Source organism: Flavobacterium hydrophilum (assembly GCF_003202405.1).
In the GTDB taxonomy this organism is placed as follows: domain Bacteria; phylum Bacteroidota; class Bacteroidia; order Flavobacteriales; family Flavobacteriaceae; genus Flavobacterium; species Flavobacterium hydrophilum.
On record NZ_QJHL01000001.1, the window covers coordinates 429714 to 446229 of the forward strand.

General features: G+C 32.3%; 16 protein-coding genes. 9 read left to right on the forward strand and 7 right to left on the reverse strand.

Annotated elements, in window-relative coordinates; genetic code table 11:
• Positions 1–173 precede the first annotated feature (173 nt).
• Genes DMB68_RS23540 through hxsC form a run of 4 tightly spaced genes read left to right on the forward strand, consistent with a single transcriptional unit; the run spans position 174 to position 3876 of the window.
• Positions 174–872, forward strand: coding sequence for a peptidoglycan-binding domain-containing protein (locus tag DMB68_RS23540; RefSeq protein ID WP_196783669.1), 699 nt, complete (start codon positions 174–176; stop codon positions 870–872).
• Positions 869–1231 (forward strand): His-Xaa-Ser system protein HxsD, encoded by a 363-nt coding sequence (hxsD, locus tag DMB68_RS01935; RefSeq protein WP_110344987.1) that lies wholly within the window; start codon positions 869–871, stop codon positions 1229–1231. The genes DMB68_RS23540 and hxsD overlap by 4 nt, the downstream gene beginning before the upstream one ends.
• Positions 1232–1237: 6 nt before the next feature.
• A complete protein-coding gene (gene hxsB, locus DMB68_RS01940; protein WP_110344988.1) occupies positions 1238–2731 on the forward strand; it encodes a His-Xaa-Ser system radical SAM maturase HxsB in 1494 nt (497 codons plus the stop codon).
• Entirely contained in the window at positions 2728–3876 is a 1149-nt protein-coding gene (gene hxsC, locus DMB68_RS01945; protein WP_110344989.1) for a His-Xaa-Ser system radical SAM maturase HxsC, read from the forward strand. Before hxsB ends, hxsC begins: the two co-directional genes overlap by 4 nt.
• A 124-nt stretch (positions 3877–4000) precedes the next feature.
• Here hxsC and DMB68_RS01950 read toward each other — a convergent pair whose 3' ends face one another.
• The 6 genes from DMB68_RS01950 to DMB68_RS01975 form a co-directional block, all read right to left on the reverse strand.
• Positions 4001–4573 (reverse strand): DUF4833 domain-containing protein, encoded by a 573-nt coding sequence (locus DMB68_RS01950; RefSeq protein WP_110344990.1) that lies wholly within the window; start codon positions 4571–4573, stop codon positions 4001–4003.
• A gap of 242 nt (positions 4574–4815) precedes the next feature.
• Positions 4816–5247 (reverse strand): GtrA family protein, encoded by a 432-nt coding sequence (locus DMB68_RS01955; RefSeq protein WP_110344991.1) that lies wholly within the window; start codon positions 5245–5247, stop codon positions 4816–4818.
• 1 nt (position 5248) lies between these two features.
• Positions 5249–5935, reverse strand: a complete 687-nt coding sequence (locus DMB68_RS01960) for a CDP-alcohol phosphatidyltransferase family protein (RefSeq protein WP_110344992.1) — start codon at positions 5933–5935, stop codon at positions 5249–5251.
• Positions 5936–6075: 140 nt separating this feature from the next.
• Positions 6076–6882: a phytanoyl-CoA dioxygenase family protein gene (locus tag DMB68_RS01965; RefSeq protein ID WP_110344993.1), complete on the reverse strand. Its 807-nt coding sequence runs from the start codon at positions 6880–6882 to the stop codon at positions 6076–6078.
• Between the two features lie 224 nt (positions 6883–7106).
• Positions 7107–7895, reverse strand: a complete 789-nt coding sequence (locus DMB68_RS01970) for an SDR family NAD(P)-dependent oxidoreductase (protein ID WP_110344994.1) — start codon at positions 7893–7895, stop codon at positions 7107–7109.
• A gap of 143 nt (positions 7896–8038) precedes the next feature.
• Positions 8039–8707 carry a response regulator gene (locus DMB68_RS01975; protein WP_110344995.1) on the reverse strand — a complete coding sequence of 223 codons (669 nt, stop codon included), beginning with the start codon at positions 8705–8707 and terminating at the stop codon, positions 8039–8041.
• Positions 8708–8807: 100 nt separating this feature from the next.
• Here DMB68_RS01975 and DMB68_RS01980 point away from each other — a divergent pair, with 100 nt between their 5' ends.
• The 3 genes from DMB68_RS01980 (at position 8808) to DMB68_RS01990 (ending at position 13207) form a co-directional block, all read left to right on the forward strand.
• Positions 8808–8996 (forward strand): hypothetical protein, encoded by a 189-nt coding sequence (locus DMB68_RS01980; RefSeq protein WP_110344996.1) that lies wholly within the window; start codon positions 8808–8810, stop codon positions 8994–8996.
• A 112-nt stretch (positions 8997–9108) separates the two neighbouring features.
• Entirely contained in the window at positions 9109–11145 is a 2037-nt protein-coding gene (locus tag DMB68_RS01985) for a tetratricopeptide repeat-containing sensor histidine kinase (protein ID WP_165830075.1), read from the forward strand.
• Between the two features lie 115 nt (positions 11146–11260).
• Positions 11261–13207 (forward strand): metallophosphoesterase family protein, encoded by a 1947-nt coding sequence (locus DMB68_RS01990; RefSeq protein ID WP_110344998.1) that lies wholly within the window; start codon positions 11261–11263, stop codon positions 13205–13207.
• A gap of 313 nt (positions 13208–13520) precedes the next feature.
• On the opposite strand, the gene DMB68_RS01995 is transcribed toward DMB68_RS01990, so the two are convergent.
• Positions 13521–14582, reverse strand: coding sequence for a phosphatidylinositol-specific phospholipase C1-like protein (locus DMB68_RS01995; protein WP_110344999.1), 1062 nt, complete (start codon positions 14580–14582; stop codon positions 13521–13523).
• Positions 14583–14948: 366 nt separating this feature from the next.
• Between DMB68_RS01995 and DMB68_RS02000 the strand changes: the two genes are divergently transcribed.
• Positions 14949–15473 carry an RNA polymerase sigma-70 factor gene (locus tag DMB68_RS02000; protein ID WP_110345000.1) on the forward strand — a complete coding sequence of 175 codons (525 nt, stop codon included), beginning with the start codon at positions 14949–14951 and terminating at the stop codon, positions 15471–15473.
• An 83-nt stretch (positions 15474–15556) separates the two neighbouring features.
• Positions 15557–16480, forward strand: coding sequence for a FecR family protein (locus tag DMB68_RS02005; protein WP_110345001.1), 924 nt, complete (start codon positions 15557–15559; stop codon positions 16478–16480).
• Positions 16481–16516: the final 36 nt, after the last annotated feature.

Here is a 16516-nt window from a genome sequence, read left to right on the forward strand (position 1 = left end):
ATTATCAGGTGTTTCTACTTATTGTATTATAATTCATAATTAATATTTTTGTATCTATTAAATAAATTTACCCATTACGTTTTTCCGTAAAATATTAAAAAATAATTCTTATATATTTGCTAATACGCAAAATTTCTAACTGAGTAGATATTTAATAACCAATAAAAACAAAAATGAGTGATTTCAAAGGTTTAAAAAACTTAGTCAACAAATCGTTATCAATTGCAGTTGCTGCATTGTCCTCAATACAATCTACACAAGCAAATAATATTAGTACTTTAGAAAATATTGATCATGGCTATAATGAGTCTGCAAACACAAATAAGTTAAAGCCAAAATTAGTTTTGAAATTAAACATGTCAAATCCAGAAGCAGGACACATGCTTTTACTACATAGAAGCCACAGTTCACATAGAAGTCACAGTTCCCATAGAAGCCACTCTTCTCACTACTCTTCTTCCTATAGCTCAGGTTATTCTACTCCGACAACCCCGCCTGCAACATATACGCCTACTACAACATCAAGTAGTGGAAATAATACTTCCAGAGTTTCAAATTCTTCCGTATCAACACCAACAAAAAAAGCACCGACAACTACAAATGAAATAAATACATTATATGATACAAATTATGAAAAGACTCCATCAATAGTAATGAATCTTGGTGATAGAGTATTATATAAAGGCTGTCAAGGTGCTGATGTAGAGCAGCTTCAAAAACTTTTAGCAAAACTTGGCTATGATATTATTATTTCTGAATATTTTGGCGATCGCACGGAAAAAGCAGTTATAAAATTTCAAAATGATAATGAACTTAAGCCTGATGGCCGTGTATCAGGAATAACTCTTTTGAAGATTAAATTAAAATCATGAAAGACATTATAAAGCTTAATAACGAATTGCATTTTTCATTGAATGAAGAAATTTATAGTGAGGATGTGGTTTATAAATGTTTTTACTGGTATGGGGCTGATTTTAATATTGATATAAATAAAATAGACTCAATGTTTTTGATAAACATTACTTCCAAATTAGATTCAATAAATCACAACGAATTATTAGTAAAAATTAAACAGGATTTAATTGATTTCAAACTGCGTGATATCGTAACTAAAGAAACAAAAAATATAAGAGAGCTTTTAATCGCAAAAGCCTTTGCACATTTTGAATCTGATGATAATCCCTTAACTGAAATATCTGACCCAATAGGGTTTGACCCAACTAATTTTTGATTAATTATGGTTTCAGTAATACAAAAGAAAAATAGAAAATTCAAAGAAATTGATTATTATAAAAATGAAGTAAGCAATTATTTTCTTTTGCCATTTAGATTTCAAAAAATTAATTTCCAAAAAGAAATTTTAGTGAATGAAGTCGGAGATTTTCTAATTGTGCCGATTGGAACAGCAGAAAAAATAATACTGAAAAAAATCTCCAAAATTGATGATGAAGAGCTTTACTTTGATCTAATAAGTAATTTCTTTATTTCAGAAGATCCCATACCCATACTTTTAAATGTGTTAGAAGCCCGTTATAGAACCAAAAAATCATTTCTAGAGCATTTTACCGCACTGCATATTTTTGTTATATCACTTAGATGTGAACACACTTGTCATTATTGCCAGGTTTCTAGAGTAACAGAAAACAAAGATCAATTTGATATGTCTTTATATAATATTGATGAAGGCATAAAAATAATGATGCAATCACCTAATCCATATATTACCATGGAATTTCAAGGTGGAGAAGCTCTTCTTGCTTTCAACAATATCGAGTATGCTGTAAAAAGGGCTAAAGAGGAGGCTATTCTACATCAAAAAAACATCACATTTGTTATATGTACAAATCTTGCCCCCCTTAGTGATGATATGCTTCCTTTTATAAAAGAACACAATATCATGATTTCATCTTCTTTAGATGGGCCAGCCTTTATTCATAATCAAAACAGACATCGCCCTCAACGTAACAGCTATGAATTAACTATTCAAGGATTAGAAAAATGTCGTGAAGCGTTAGGTGAAGATAATATTTCAGCATTACTTACAACTACAAATTTATCACTAGATTATCCTGGTGAAATTGTTGATGAATATGTTCAACAGGGTTTTAGAAATATCTTTCTACGTCCAATAAGCCCATATGGTTTTGCTACATATAATGAAAAGAAAAATAAATATCAAACAGAAAAATTCTTAAACTTTTACAAAACTGCATTTGATAGAATAATAGATTATAACAAAAAAGGATATTACATACGGGAAGATTATGCTACTGTAATTTTAAAAAAAATCCTTACACCTTTTCCTGTTGGCTATGTAGACCTCCAATCGCCAGCTGGGATGATCAATAATGTAATAGTATTTAATTATGATGGTAAAATTTATGCCTCCGATGAAGCTAGAATGTTGGCAGAAATGAATGATTTTACTTTTCAGCTTGGGGTATTAGGTCAAAGCAGTTATAACGATATTTTTTATGGCGAAAAAGCAATGGATATTGCAGAAAATTGGACAAATGAATCTTTAGCAGGTTGCTCTGAATGTGCATTTCAGGCCTACTGCGGAGCTGACCCTGTCCTAAATTATGCTACTCAGGGAAATATGTACGGTTATCGTCCAACAAATGTATTTTGTCAGAAGAACATGGAGATTATTCGTTATCTCTTTAATCTAATGGAAGATGAATCTATTGAAAAAATTTTTAGAAGCTGGATAACAGGACATAGCGAATGATACTTAAAACTAAAGGAAATACATACGATATTGATGCTCCAATAATTGGTAGAGTTACAAGATTTCCTGAAAATATAGGATATGAAATTCTTATTTCTGAAAATATTTTTAGTAAAGATTGGTATAGGTTTAAAGCCGTTCTATCCACTAACAAAATTATTTCTTCCTTAGAAATTCCATTAATTCACTCAATTAAAAACTTAGATCATCTAAATGAAGGTGATATCATTATAATCAATACTGATGGTATTGTAAACACGATTTACCGTGTCAATTCAAATCACAATTTTCTACTTTTTACAGAACGCTGCAACAGTAATTGCTTAATGTGTTCCCAACCACCAAAAGACAGGGATGATACTGAATATTTTTTTAATCAGTACATTCAGGCGATTCCTTTAATTCCTAAAGATTGCTTAGAAATTGGAATAACTGGTGGAGAACCAACTTTACTTGGAAATAGATTCTTGAAGTTGTTAAATCAATTGAAAGAACAACTTCCTGAAACTGAAATTCATTGTTTAACCAATGGAAGATCTTTCGCATGGGAAAATGTTGCGCAAAAAGTTGGAGAAATAGATAATAAAAGATTAATGTTAGCTATTCCATTATATGCGGATGTTTATCATATCCATGATTACATAGTTCAGGCAAAAGATGCATTTAATCAGACAGTTAAGGGTATTTATAATCTTGCTAAATATGGACAAAGGATAGAAATTAGGATTGTTCTGCATAAGCAAACAATTCCTAGATTGGCAAAACTGGCAAAATTCATATATAAAAATATGCCTTTTGTTGAACATATCGCATTTATGGGGTTGGAACATGAAGGTTACACTTCCTTCAATATAGATAAACTATGGATTGATCCAATTGATTATCAAGAAGAATTAAACGACGCAGTGACATATCTCTCAGATTTTGGAATGAACGTCTCTATATATAATGCTCAACTTTGTACATTATCTGAAAACCTCTGGGAATATTCCCGTAAATCAATTTCTGATTGGAAGAATATTTATTTTGATGAATGCAACAAATGTGATTTACTTGATCAATGTGGTGGAATGTTTGCTTCAGGAGTGAAAAAATATAGTAATTCTATAAAAGCTGTATCTATTTCAAAGCTTACAAACCTCTAACAAAATCTAAAATATCGGATTTTTTCAGGAAATTTATATTAATAAAAGCACAAAGAAATATGTATGAAAGAAATAAAAACTCAGTTTAAGGCTATATTAATTATAGAAAATTTTATACCGGATTTTATTTCAACAACATCCTTTCAGTAATTGTTTTATTTGAGGCAGTATCAATTCCGGTAACTTCGGCATACTTGACATTTGGTAACCAAAAAGAGCCTCCTTCAATACGCACAAATATTTTTTCTACCTGTATTTTTTTCTGATTTATATTTACAAAAACATGATATTTTTGATCTATCTTTTTCAAGGTTAAGGGTAGCTTTTTATAGGATACAAATTGAAGCTCAAAGTCCTCATTATTTATGGCTTTACTTTCTATTCCGTAGGCAAATTTACGTTGTATATAACTAAAATCTTTTTTTACTCCTTTCTCCGCATATCGAATCCAGTACGCTTTTATAGGATTGCTTTTGTTTATTTTTCCGTTTTCCTCATAGTTTATAGAATAAATAGCAGTGTTTATATTCGGGTCCCGCTGAACATAAAATAACATATTATCGATGTTTTTAGGCGTTGGAAAACTTAACGGCGATGGATTTTTGGATTGTGCCAATAGATTTCCGGAAATTATAGTTACTAAGATCATTATAACGATTAGTGATTTTGTAACATGTTTAAGTGATGATTTATTCATAGCGAATCTTAATTTTTCTTTTTTTGGATTATTGTAAACAAGCAGAATGTTGTCTCTTAGCCCCGATTGCTTCGCCAGTTCGCTTCGCTCGTGTGCAGTGTAAATCCTTATTGCCCGGGGTTCGGGCAATAAGATTACTTCGTCAGTTCGCTATCGCTCGTGTGCAACGAATAGCGGGACCAATCTTTTAAAAACACGCAAATCTTGTGCTCCAGGAATTAATAATCGAGATCAGCTTCTAACTAATTTGACTGAATTGCGTTTTGTTTTTCGTTTATCCTAAAAACCCAATATTTAATCAGTGGGTAATTAAAACCATATGAAACAAACAAATCCGTTATTAGTCTTCCGATTCTGTAATCGATTTGAAACAGTTTTTGAAAAATAAGCGTACCAAATGATTTTAAAGAAATACTTCCCAACACAACCAACGCAAATTTAAAAAGCTGACTATTGATGTGGCTGCTGTAATTGGATTGATTTTTAAAAACCCAAAATCTATTGATGCTGAAATTGATGATGGCGCCAACAGTACCGGAGATGAGAATGGAGAAGGTGAAATGCAGTTTAAATATTTCTGTTAATAAAATCATTACCCCATAATCTGTAATACCGCCTAAAAATGCCGCAACTTGTGCTTTTAGAAAAGTCAAAACGGATTTTTTCCTGAACATATCAATCCTGGTTTTTATCTTTCAAATCACCCAGCTTTAAAAGCTTAAAGCTGTCTATCGTGTTGATTATAAGTAAAACAATAGTAATTGAGCCAGCCAAATAGGCAATTGATCCCTGATATAAAACTTCTGTAATTAAAATGAAAGCAATAATAAATCTAAGTTCTGTTGGACCAACAAAGCCGGAATCTATACTGTATTCATTTGTGATTTTGTAGCGCAACTGGCTGATGATGATAGACCAGCCATACAACGCAACAAAAGCAAAGGCTACTATTTGCGTGCCGTTTTCAGCATAGATGTAGTAGCCAAAGCCTATGAGTACAATACCAATCCAGTCGGCAATAATATCGAGTGCAAAACCATACCAACGGCGTGGAATATTTCTGTAATATGCCAGTCTTCCGTCTAAAGAATCGCCTAACCAGTTTACAGCTAATCCAAGAATACCCAAAAGCAAATACCAATTCGCTAAATAAGAACCTAAAACAAAAGCTAAAAAAACGAATCCCGAACCAAGCGTACCAATTAAGGTGAGCAAGTTTGGCGAAATGAATTTAGGTACTTTTGGAAGCAAAAATACAATCGTTAACTGTTCTGCTCTTTTTAAAATATTAGTCCGCTTGCGGTCTGAAAATGTTCTTTGTACAATTGCACTATAATCTGCTACTTGTGTTTCTGTTCCCATTAATAGCCCAATTCTAGTTTTGTAATTTTTAATTTTATTTTTCTTAGCGTATTTTTAAGAAAATCTGTGGTACTTTTTAGCCTACCTGATCTAACCAGATAACTATATGCGATGATAATAAGCATAGATAAATAGGATAATTATTTAACAATGCCTGCAAAACGTTGATAAAAAACCGTTGGGCTATTTTCATCTTTAGGAGCGTATTTTCCAGCTATGATTGGAATATAAATAACTCTTCTTCTGCTTTCTTCGCCACGGATAGATGATTCTGCAACTCTGTGCCACAAACGGCCATCGTGAATGGTTAAATCTCCAGCTTCCGGAGTGATGGAAATCTCCTCTGGATCGGCTTTATGGTCTAAAAAGTACTTTTTACGGAAAAGCATTTGATAAACACTTTGTTTGTGAGTACCGGGAATGATTTTAAGACCGCCGTTTTCTGGTTTTAAAGTGCTTAAGTGGATGCCCACATTTAACATCGGGTTTAATTTTGCACCATAAAAAATATCTCTCAAACCATCTGTATGCCAGCCCATTTTGGCAAACTTACTTTCCGGACCATTGATATAATGATTGAAAACCATTCCGTCTTTTTCTTCAGTGCCTAATCTTGCGCCTTCGCCTGCCAATGGTAATAACCCATTAAATCTTGGATCAAGTAAGAGACCGCTTAGGGTTTGATGATGCTGATTGATAAAAGCAAAACGCTGTACAATAGGGGAGCCGTCTAAATCTTTTCCATATTTAATAGGAACACCATTTACTTTTTGAAGGTCGTTGTCAATCCATTTTTGCTGTACTTCTTTCGAGGCATCAATGATGGATGAAACTGTTTCCGGATTTATAAATTTTTTGAAGTGGATAAAACCATGTTGGTTAAAAAAGTTGATCTGCTCATCAGTTAATTGATTAGCAAGTGTAAATGTTTTATATGAAGATGCCATGATATATATATTTAATAAATGAAATAATAAGTTTGAATTTTTTCTAAAAGTTTAGCAACAGCAACAACAACAGCAACACATTCGCATCTTTGCGTGCATACCGCTTTTAGTAAAATTAAACATTTTTCTTTTATTATACATGTTCTATCGAATTAGTAGACATTGCAAATGTAATATAATTTTTCATTTGCAAAGAATATTTTTTTATTTTTTTTGAAAAAAAATTAAATTTTATAAATTCCTGCTGCCGTTTTTTCGATGAAAGCCTTTGGTAGTATGCGGTTGGCATAAACCGAAATGATATTTGTAAAACCCGGAATAACTTCTGATTTTTTGCTGAACATGGCTTTTACAGCCATTTTTGCAACTTTATCAGGCTGCATATTAAACTTTTCAGCCATTTTGTTTAAAGCACTTAAACCAGCTCTTTCAGCAAAACCGGTAGCAACAGGTCCCGGACTAAAGCAGGTTACTGAAATGGAAGTTTGGGCAAGTTCAAAACGCAAGGCGCGGGTAAAGGATAAAACAAAAGCCTTTGTGGCCGAATAAACAGCAAGTGTAGGTACAGCCTGGTAGGCAGCAGTACTCGATATATTTAAAATGTAGGCTTGTTTTTCTTGTAAAAGTATAGGGATTAATAAATGTGAAAGTTCAACTACTACATTCATGTTCAGCCGCATCATGCCAAGCTGATCGGTTAGAGAAGACTGACTGAAATCGCCCCACACCCCATAACCGGCATTATTAACCAAAAAGCCAACAGGATAATTATTTATTTTTATCCAATCGGTTACTTTTAGCGATGCACCGTTTACCGAAAGATCAATCGATAAAAAAGGAGCGTTGATTCCGTATTTAACCTGAAGATCATCAGATAGTGTTTTTAACTCCTCTCTACTTCTTGCTACAAGCAATATTGGATAACCCTGTTTAGCCAATTCATAAGCAATAGATTTCCCAATGCCTTTGCTGGCGCCGGTAATTAAGGCATACGGTTTCGTTTTTTCGCTCATTTTAGTATTTTAATCATCAAATATAAAAATTAATTAATTCTTATATACTAACGGATTATATAATGAGCAAAATTTGCCATTTCTCTAAAACTATTGTTTAGCTATCATGCCAACATATAAAGATTATACATAAAAATAATGATTTACAAAAGCCCCAATTGCCTTGCCTTGTTTATCAGTTCTGTATCTCCTCCTTTTTCTAATAATAAATGACTTTTAATATTCGCTTTTCTTTTTTCTATTGCGCTCATCGATAAGGGGATATGGTTGGGCATACTAACCGTTTTAATACCCTGAGAAAGTAAAATCAGAATTTGAGTATCATATTCATCCCAATCTAAATTCTTTTGCGCCATTTTTTTTTGAGACTTTATAATTTGATCACTATAAATGATTTCTCCCGATAAAATTTTTTTGCATATCATAGGAAATGTTTCAAAATTGACTTCACTTTTAGAAATAAATCCATCAGGTATGATATTTTTTATAATTCTGTTTACTATAAAAACTTCCGTATGCATGGTCAATAACAAAATTTTGCAATTTGGATGCGTTTTTCTAATTGTTAAAGCCAAATCAATACCATTGAAAATATTTAATTCAGGATAGGGAGGTAAATTAATATCAAGTATTGCAAAATCAATTTTTGCATTTTGTTTGTCAAGAAGCAGTATTTTATTGTAAGCAGTTTCACAATCATACATTTTTATAAAAAAAGGGTCTAATGTTTCAAAACACTCATCAGACAGTAGGTTAGCATAACTATCTACAGTCATAGGATGATCATCAACAATCAGGATATTAAGTGGCATTTTATGAGAGTTTATGTAAAAATAATTAATGTTACGGTAAAACCGTAAAAAACACATTTTTTTTGAATGTTTTTTTGCAAAAACATAAAATATAAATACTATGAAAACGAAATTACATTACATCCTTTTTGCTGTTCTTATCTCATTAACTTTCTCTTGTACAAATGATGAAGATCAGGAAGTTACAACCATAAGCAAGGCAAAAACTGAGAAAGTTGAATTGAATAAGTCAGTTCAGACACTGCAAACACCGGAAGATGGAGAACCAAGTAATCCTAAAACTAAGTAATCCTAAAAGGAAATAACAGATTTTAGCTAATTTATTGAAGACTATAACTGCTTTAAGTGTTATAGTCTTTTTTATTTGGTATATATTTGAAGAGAATCTATAAATGACTATTTTGAAATATATATATAAATTTTATATTCCATTTATTCTGCTAATTATAGCAGTCACAGTTATTTTATCTGAGAGAAAACCGTTAAAAACACACGCCGGGAATCATTTTAATTTTAATGAAGTATATTTTCGTAAAATTTCAAATATTGAAAAAGAAAAATACTTAGATTCAATTGTAACATCATTAAATAATGAAAGTAATGATTCAGTTAGCAGAAATTTATATTTAAAAGCCGGAGAAGAATACTATTACTTAAACAATATCAGAAAATCATTTACTTCAAGTGAGATTGCACTAAAATTATCCAGAGAAGCAAAGGATAGTTCCAGAATAGCCAAATCGCTTTATTTTATTGGAGATTGTTATGAAAATTCGCAAAAAGACAGTGCTTATTACTATTATTTACAGGCGCAAAAAATTTATACATTAATTGAAGACTACGAAAAAGTAGGCAGAATGCATTTTAATAAAGCATATGTTTTGTTTTATGACGGCAATTTTGTTGAATGTGAAGTTGAATTAACTAAAGGGCTCAATTATTTAAAAGACTCGAATGATGTCAAACTTCTGTATTCATGTAATACCTTAATGGGTAATTGTTTAGAAAAACTTTTCATGTATGAACAGGCTTTAAAATACCATCAATATGCACTGGGAAATTTAAAAGTGATGAAGAGGAATAATTTAGACAGTGATGAGGTTAATAATTTTAATGTGTCTTCAGTAATTAATATTTGTAATTTGTATGATTTAAAGGGCGAATATTCAAAGTCAATCAAAGAGTTAAGTGCTGTTTTGACAGAAGATCTGAAAAAAAAATGGCCTCGTATGTATGCTAGTGTACTTTCGAATTTAGCATACTCAAAAATGAAAAACAAAGAGTATAAAGATGTAGAATTTATGTTTTTGGAGTCTTTAAAAATAGTGGATAGTCTTGGGTATACTTCTGATGCTATCTATAAGAAAATTTATTTAGGAGAGTTTTATCTCACCCAAAAAGATACCTTAAAATCGTTAAAAAACTTAAAAGAGGCTTACACGACTTCGGTTGGAATGAATTATACAAATGATATTTTAAAAACACTCAGGTTACTGACAAAAATAGATAACAGAAAAAAAATATTTTATGCGAATCGTTACATAGACATTAGTGACAGTATAAACAGTATTCGAAGCAGAATTAGTAACAAATATGCCAGAATAGAATATGAAACAATTATTGTTGAAAATCAGAATAAAGTTTTGACCAGAAAGAATTTTTATATTTTAATTTCTTCATTTGTTATTTTCTTAATTCTGTCGTCAATTTTTGTTTTTGTTTATCTGAAATATAAAAATAAGGAACTGCGGTTTGTAAAGCAGCAACAAAATGACAGCGACGAAATATACCAGCTTTTGAGTGAGCAGAATGAAATTATCAATACAGCAAAGGAAGAAGAAAAAAACAAAATTGCCAGAGAACTGCATGATGGGGTTATGAATAAACTTTATGGAGTCAGGATGAACTTAGGGTTCTTTAATACAAAATTCGATGATAAATCAATTGAAAAAAGAAAAGAATATATCCTTGAACTACAAAATATTGAAAGAGAAATCAGAACAATTTCTCACGATTTGAGCCGTGATTCTTTCTTTGAAGGCAGCGATTTTAATACGTTGTTATCCAATTTAATTGCAAATCAAAATGGGCTGAGCAGGGCAAAATTCAATTATAGTATTGAAGAAAATTTTGATTGGGAGCAAGTTCAGAATATCTATAAAATAAATTTATATCGGATAATTCAGGAAGCGCTTTTAAACATTCATAAATATTCAAAAGCATTAAATGTAGAAGTTAAAATTCAATTATTAGAAGATAAAATTTTAAAATTATCGATTATTGATGATGGTATCGGATTTGATATGAATGCTGCAAAAAAAGGCATTGGTCTTAGTAATATTAAAGAAAGAACAAATTCTTTAAAAGGGAATCTGGATATTCGGTCCGAAGCCGGAAAAGGCACACAAATCATTGTAATGTTTGAAATTGCCCGTTGATTCATAAGTTTTAAGTTGTTGAGGAATCTGAGATTTTATCATTCCATAACAATACGGTAAATGTGTTTAAGGTTTAAATCTATAAAATTGCAGCTAATTTTAGAAAGATTAATCTATGATTTTAAAACACCTACCTTCCTATAAATACAGTAATTCTACTTGTTTTTTAATACTGTTGTTGCTTTGCTTCAATGTCACTGTTTCAGGACAGAAACAGTCAAAATCAAATGGCGTTCATGTTGCTTTTTTATCTGATGTGCACTTGCAGGATTTGTTTGGAAAATTTTCAGATAACGATTATCAGGGGATTTTGAATCCGAAAACAGGAAAATACACTTTACTGAGAACGATGGCTTCTCAATTGCATTCAACCCGAATTTTTAATGAAAATTATTTTGCTTTTATCGCCGCTCTGGATGATATTGCAAAACGAAAGATTAAATATGTAGCGCTGCCTGGAGATTATACGGATGATGGCCAGCCCATTCATGTTCGTGGATTAGAAGAAATTCTGAACCAATATCAAAAAAAATACGGCATTGAATTTTTTATCACAACCGGAAACCATGATCCTGTTGGGCCTTTTGCACAAGAATCCGGTAAAGAAGATTTTTTAGGAAAAGACGGAAAAAGTCAGCCCATTTTCAGCAAAGACAGAATGTATCAACCGAATTTAATTATTGAAAATCCGGTTGTTGTAACTGCCGATATTGCAAAAATGGGGTATTTGGGAATCACGGATGGCTTGCAGCATTTTGGTTTTTATCCCGATAAAAAACACAAATTCTGGGCAACACCTTTTTCGACTTATAACAATCAGAATTATAGTTATGATAAGGCTTTACAAGAAGCTGCATTGTCAAAAAGGGTTTATGAAGTTGCACCGGGTTACGAAGTTCCTGATGTAAGTTATGTGGTTGAACCAATTGAAGGACTCTGGTTGATGGCTATTGACGGCAATGTTTATATTCCGAAGAAAAATGCAACTGCAGATCCGAAAGATCCTAAAAATTATTCGGAAGCGAGTACGGGATATAACAATGTGCTTTCGAACAAAAAACATTTAATAAAATGGGTTGAAGTTATTTCGGCTCAGGCCAAAGAACAAGGCAAAATTTTGATTGCTTTTAGTCATTTCCCGATGATTGATTTTAATGATGACGCTTCCGCTGAAATAAAAGAATTATTAGGACCAAATAAATGGCAGTTAAACAGAGTCCCGGTTGAAGAAGTTGCACAGGTTTTTGCCGATGCCGGGCTGAAAATTCATTTTGGCGGACATATGCACATCAACGACACCGGAATTCGCACAACTGCAAAAGGAAATACTTTGGTCAATATTCAAACGCCGTCTTTGGCAGCGTATATTCCGGCTTATAAATTACTGACGATTAAAAAAGACAATTTAGTCGATATTCAAACCATCACAATTGATAAAGTAAAACGTTATAATGAACTTTTCGATTTGTATAAGATGGAGTATCAGTTTTTGGAAAGTCAGAAAACTAAAGACATTTGGAACAAAGCTATTTTAGAAACCAAAAATTACCACGATTTTACCGATTTTCATTTGAAAGAATTGGTTCGTCTACGCTTTTTGAAAGACGACTGGCCTGAAGGGTTCAAAGATTTTATAGGAAATATTTCTGCGAAAGATTTATTGGTTTTAGCAAACATCGAGTCAGATCGGGATTTTGATTTTATTCTGAAAAACAGAGCCCAATTTCAAAAGGAATGGGCGGCTGCTGAAGCTAAATCTGAACAAATTTTGTCTGAAAACAAACTTAAAAAAGAAGATTTCAACTGGACAGGATATGATCTTTTAATCGATTTTTACCGTTTCAGAAGTGCCGATGAACTGGCTCTTGCCGATGTTGGGACAGAAAGAGCGAAACAATACAAAGTGTTATCAAAGTTGTTTTTGGAAAATACGTCTAAAGAAACTCCTTTGCAAAAACAGATGAGACTGTTCTTTGTTATATTCAACAAATTCATGCACGAAGTTGCTGCAGATCATTTTAGTGTTGATTTGAAAACGGGTGTTATTAATAAGGAGAGGTAATTTTTTTCACGCAGATTAGGCAGATTTCAGCAGATTTTAAAATTAAAAATCAATAAAAATTTTGTTAAATACATCCAAATAACCTTAAAGTTGTCATTTCGACGTAAGGAGAAATCATATTCTGAGAGCAACGAACAGTGTGATGCAGCGGATGTGATTTACTTAGTCTGTTCGCTCCAGTCTGCTTCATTGAAATGATACAAAATGAGAATAAAATCTGCTGAATCTGCAAAATCTGCGTGAAACAAAAAAATCAGGTTTCAGGTTTTAAATAACGTAAAACCTGAAACCTGAAAAAAAATAAAACCAGAAACTATTTCCCTCCAGTAACCGGATTAGTTCTCACATAACTCCCGTCTTCATATTTTATCTCATAAGAAGAATCAAAAAACGTACTCGGAAAGTAATAATCGGTAGTAATGACTTGGGCTCCTGAAGCTTTTGCAGCGTTAAAATGTGTGTAATCATTAGCTCTGGCTTCTTTGGTGTCAGAATCAGCTCTGGTTCTGATGATGTAGCCTTTTTTTACTAAATCCGTAATTGTCGGATCTTCAGAATTGTTTCTGAATAAAGTTGCAGCTTCCGGTTTTCCTGGTTCGGCGTTGATAAAAACGGCTCTGCCTTTTAATGATGGATGGTTTAAGGCATACAAATCTCTTTTGGCTCCGTTATTATCTAAAATAAACAAAAATTTACCTCTTGCTTTTTTAAGGGTTGGCCAGTTGTTATTTAAAACGGCTTCTTCCAGCGTTTTGTATTTTCCACGTACCATATCGGGTGTGATTAACTTATTTCCTAAGCCTTTACGAAGTTCTTTGTCTAAAGCATCAAACAATTCGGGTGTAAATTTCTCTGCTTTTGTGCCTAAGAAACTGTCGTCATCTTTTGGTTCCAGCGTAATAAAAACCGGAACGTGATCCGGATTGGCATCTGACCATTTTTTTAATTCAGCAAGGCAATTTTGAAACGTGTAACAAGATGTTCTAAAATCGATATCAATCATATGAAAAACTTTAAACCCTGGTTTTTTCATTTCGCCATTTGGGTCGTAAGCTTTGTCCGATTTTGCAATATTCAAGCCTTTTGGATGCGCATATTTTCCACCTTGGGAATCAGCCTCAACATCAATTTCAAGATTTCTCAATCCTTTATTTAACTGGTCTGTAATGCTGATATGCGTGTATTGTAAACCTTTTAGTGAACGTGAAGTATCTTTTGCCTGAATGACATTATATAAATCAGTTTCGATAGCCTGTCTGTAGCTGTTGTGCGAGCCAATAACCTGCAATTGGTTGATTTTTAGATCGTCGCTTTGTGCAGTTGAAGTGTAGGTTACAGCTGTGGTAATTAAAAATGTAAACAGAATTCGTTTCATAATTTGAAAATAATTAGGTATTAATAAAGATAGGGAATAAGATAAATGATTTAAAATTTTTAAAGTGCGAAGATCAGGTGTCAGGCTGAGCGGAGTCGAAGCCCTTTTCTGGACTTAAAAGCCCTTCGACTCCGCTCAGGGTGACAATTTATAAGATGAATTAAAGCTGACTAAATTAAAGTCTGAATTCTATTTTCGTGTTAGATAAAAAAAAAGAAATCAGTAATCGATTGTCATTTTTGGGTCAAAATAGTAGTATTTCTTCATCAAAAGAGGTTTTTATTTAATTTAAAGATAACCTTCAGGAAAAAAGCATTGGTATTACATTTTATTATTTTACATCATAAAATACCACTCCGATAATCTATGAATAATCCTGAAATTTTTGAAAAAACGTATACCCAATACTGGAAAAAGCTAACTGCTTTTTCCTATACGATGACTCAGGATAATGACCTGGCACAGAATATCGTTCAGGATGTTTTTGTTGATTTATGGGAAAGAAAAAGTGATGTCGAAATAAACGCCATCGAACCTTATTTATTCAGGGCCGTCAAAAATCAGGTTTTTAAACATTACCAGAATAACAGATTTGATAAGACGATTCTCGAAGATAAATTCGAAGATTATGTAATAGATCACTTTTCGACGATTGATCCGGAAGTAATGGATTTGCTTTATTCCTTATTAGACAAACTTCCTGAAAAAAGGAAAGAGGTTTTGCTAATGTACAAAATGCAGGATATGACAATTGATCAAATCGCTGATGAACTCGGAATCTCGAAACAAACAGTTAAAAACCAAATATCGTCAGGTCTGAAGCAATTGCGTGAAGGCTTGAAAGACCTGGCCTGGCTGGCTCCATACATCATTTTGCATCAAAATTTTTAAGATAACTTTCTGTTCATGTTTTCATAATATTTCGCGATAGTACGATTTTAGCTTTCCGGTACTTATAGGTAACAATAAGTATTATGGTAAAAAGATTAAAACATAGTTTAGAATATCTTATCGATAAAAGTTTGCGTAATAAAGCCTCTGAGAAAGAAGAAAATTTACTTACTGATTTTGCTTTAAACGAATATCAGGAATCAAGATGGGATGAAAATTTAATGGGAAACCCAAATAAAGTTTCTCAAAATATATATGAAGGAATTCAATTTCGAATAGGGAAAAAGAAAACCTTCAAACCGTATTTAAAATATATAGCTGCTGCCAGTATTTTTTTTCTTGTTGGTTTAGGATTTTTATTCAAACCAGGAGTTGCCCATGAAAAGCAACTCACATTCAAAACATCAGATGTCCCCAAGTCTATCAAATTAAGTGATGGCTCGAAAATTTATCTGGCAGCAAACTCATTATTTCAATATCCTGAAAAATTTGAAGGAGACGAAAGAAACGTTTCTCTGGTAAAAGGAAATGCATTTTTTGAAGTTGCTAAAGACAAAAAGCATCCTTTTATTATTACTTCAGGAGAAATTAAAACAAGGGTTTTGGGAACTTCATTTCACATTCAGTTATCAAAATCAAAATGTGAAGTGATTGTGGTAACCGGAAAAGTAAATGTGACTTCAAAAGGGCAGAGCATAGACCTGGTTCCTTATGAAGAAGCTTTGTTTGAGGGCGAAAAACTAACCAGGCTTCAGGTTGATAAATCATTGCTGATTAACTGGTATACTTCAGATGTTACTTTAAATCAAGCCACTCTTCAGCAGGTCGTTATCATTTTACAGTATAAATACGGCGTAACATTTCAATTCGAAAATAAATCGGTTTTAACAGCTCCGATAACGGTATTTATCGAAAAAAATGCCTCGCTTGAAAGCGTTTTACAACAAATAAATTATATCACAAACCTAAACTTTAATGTGTATGACAAGACAGTAAAAGTGAACTAAAATCAAAAAAAAAGCAGTTGCTGAGAACAACTGCGA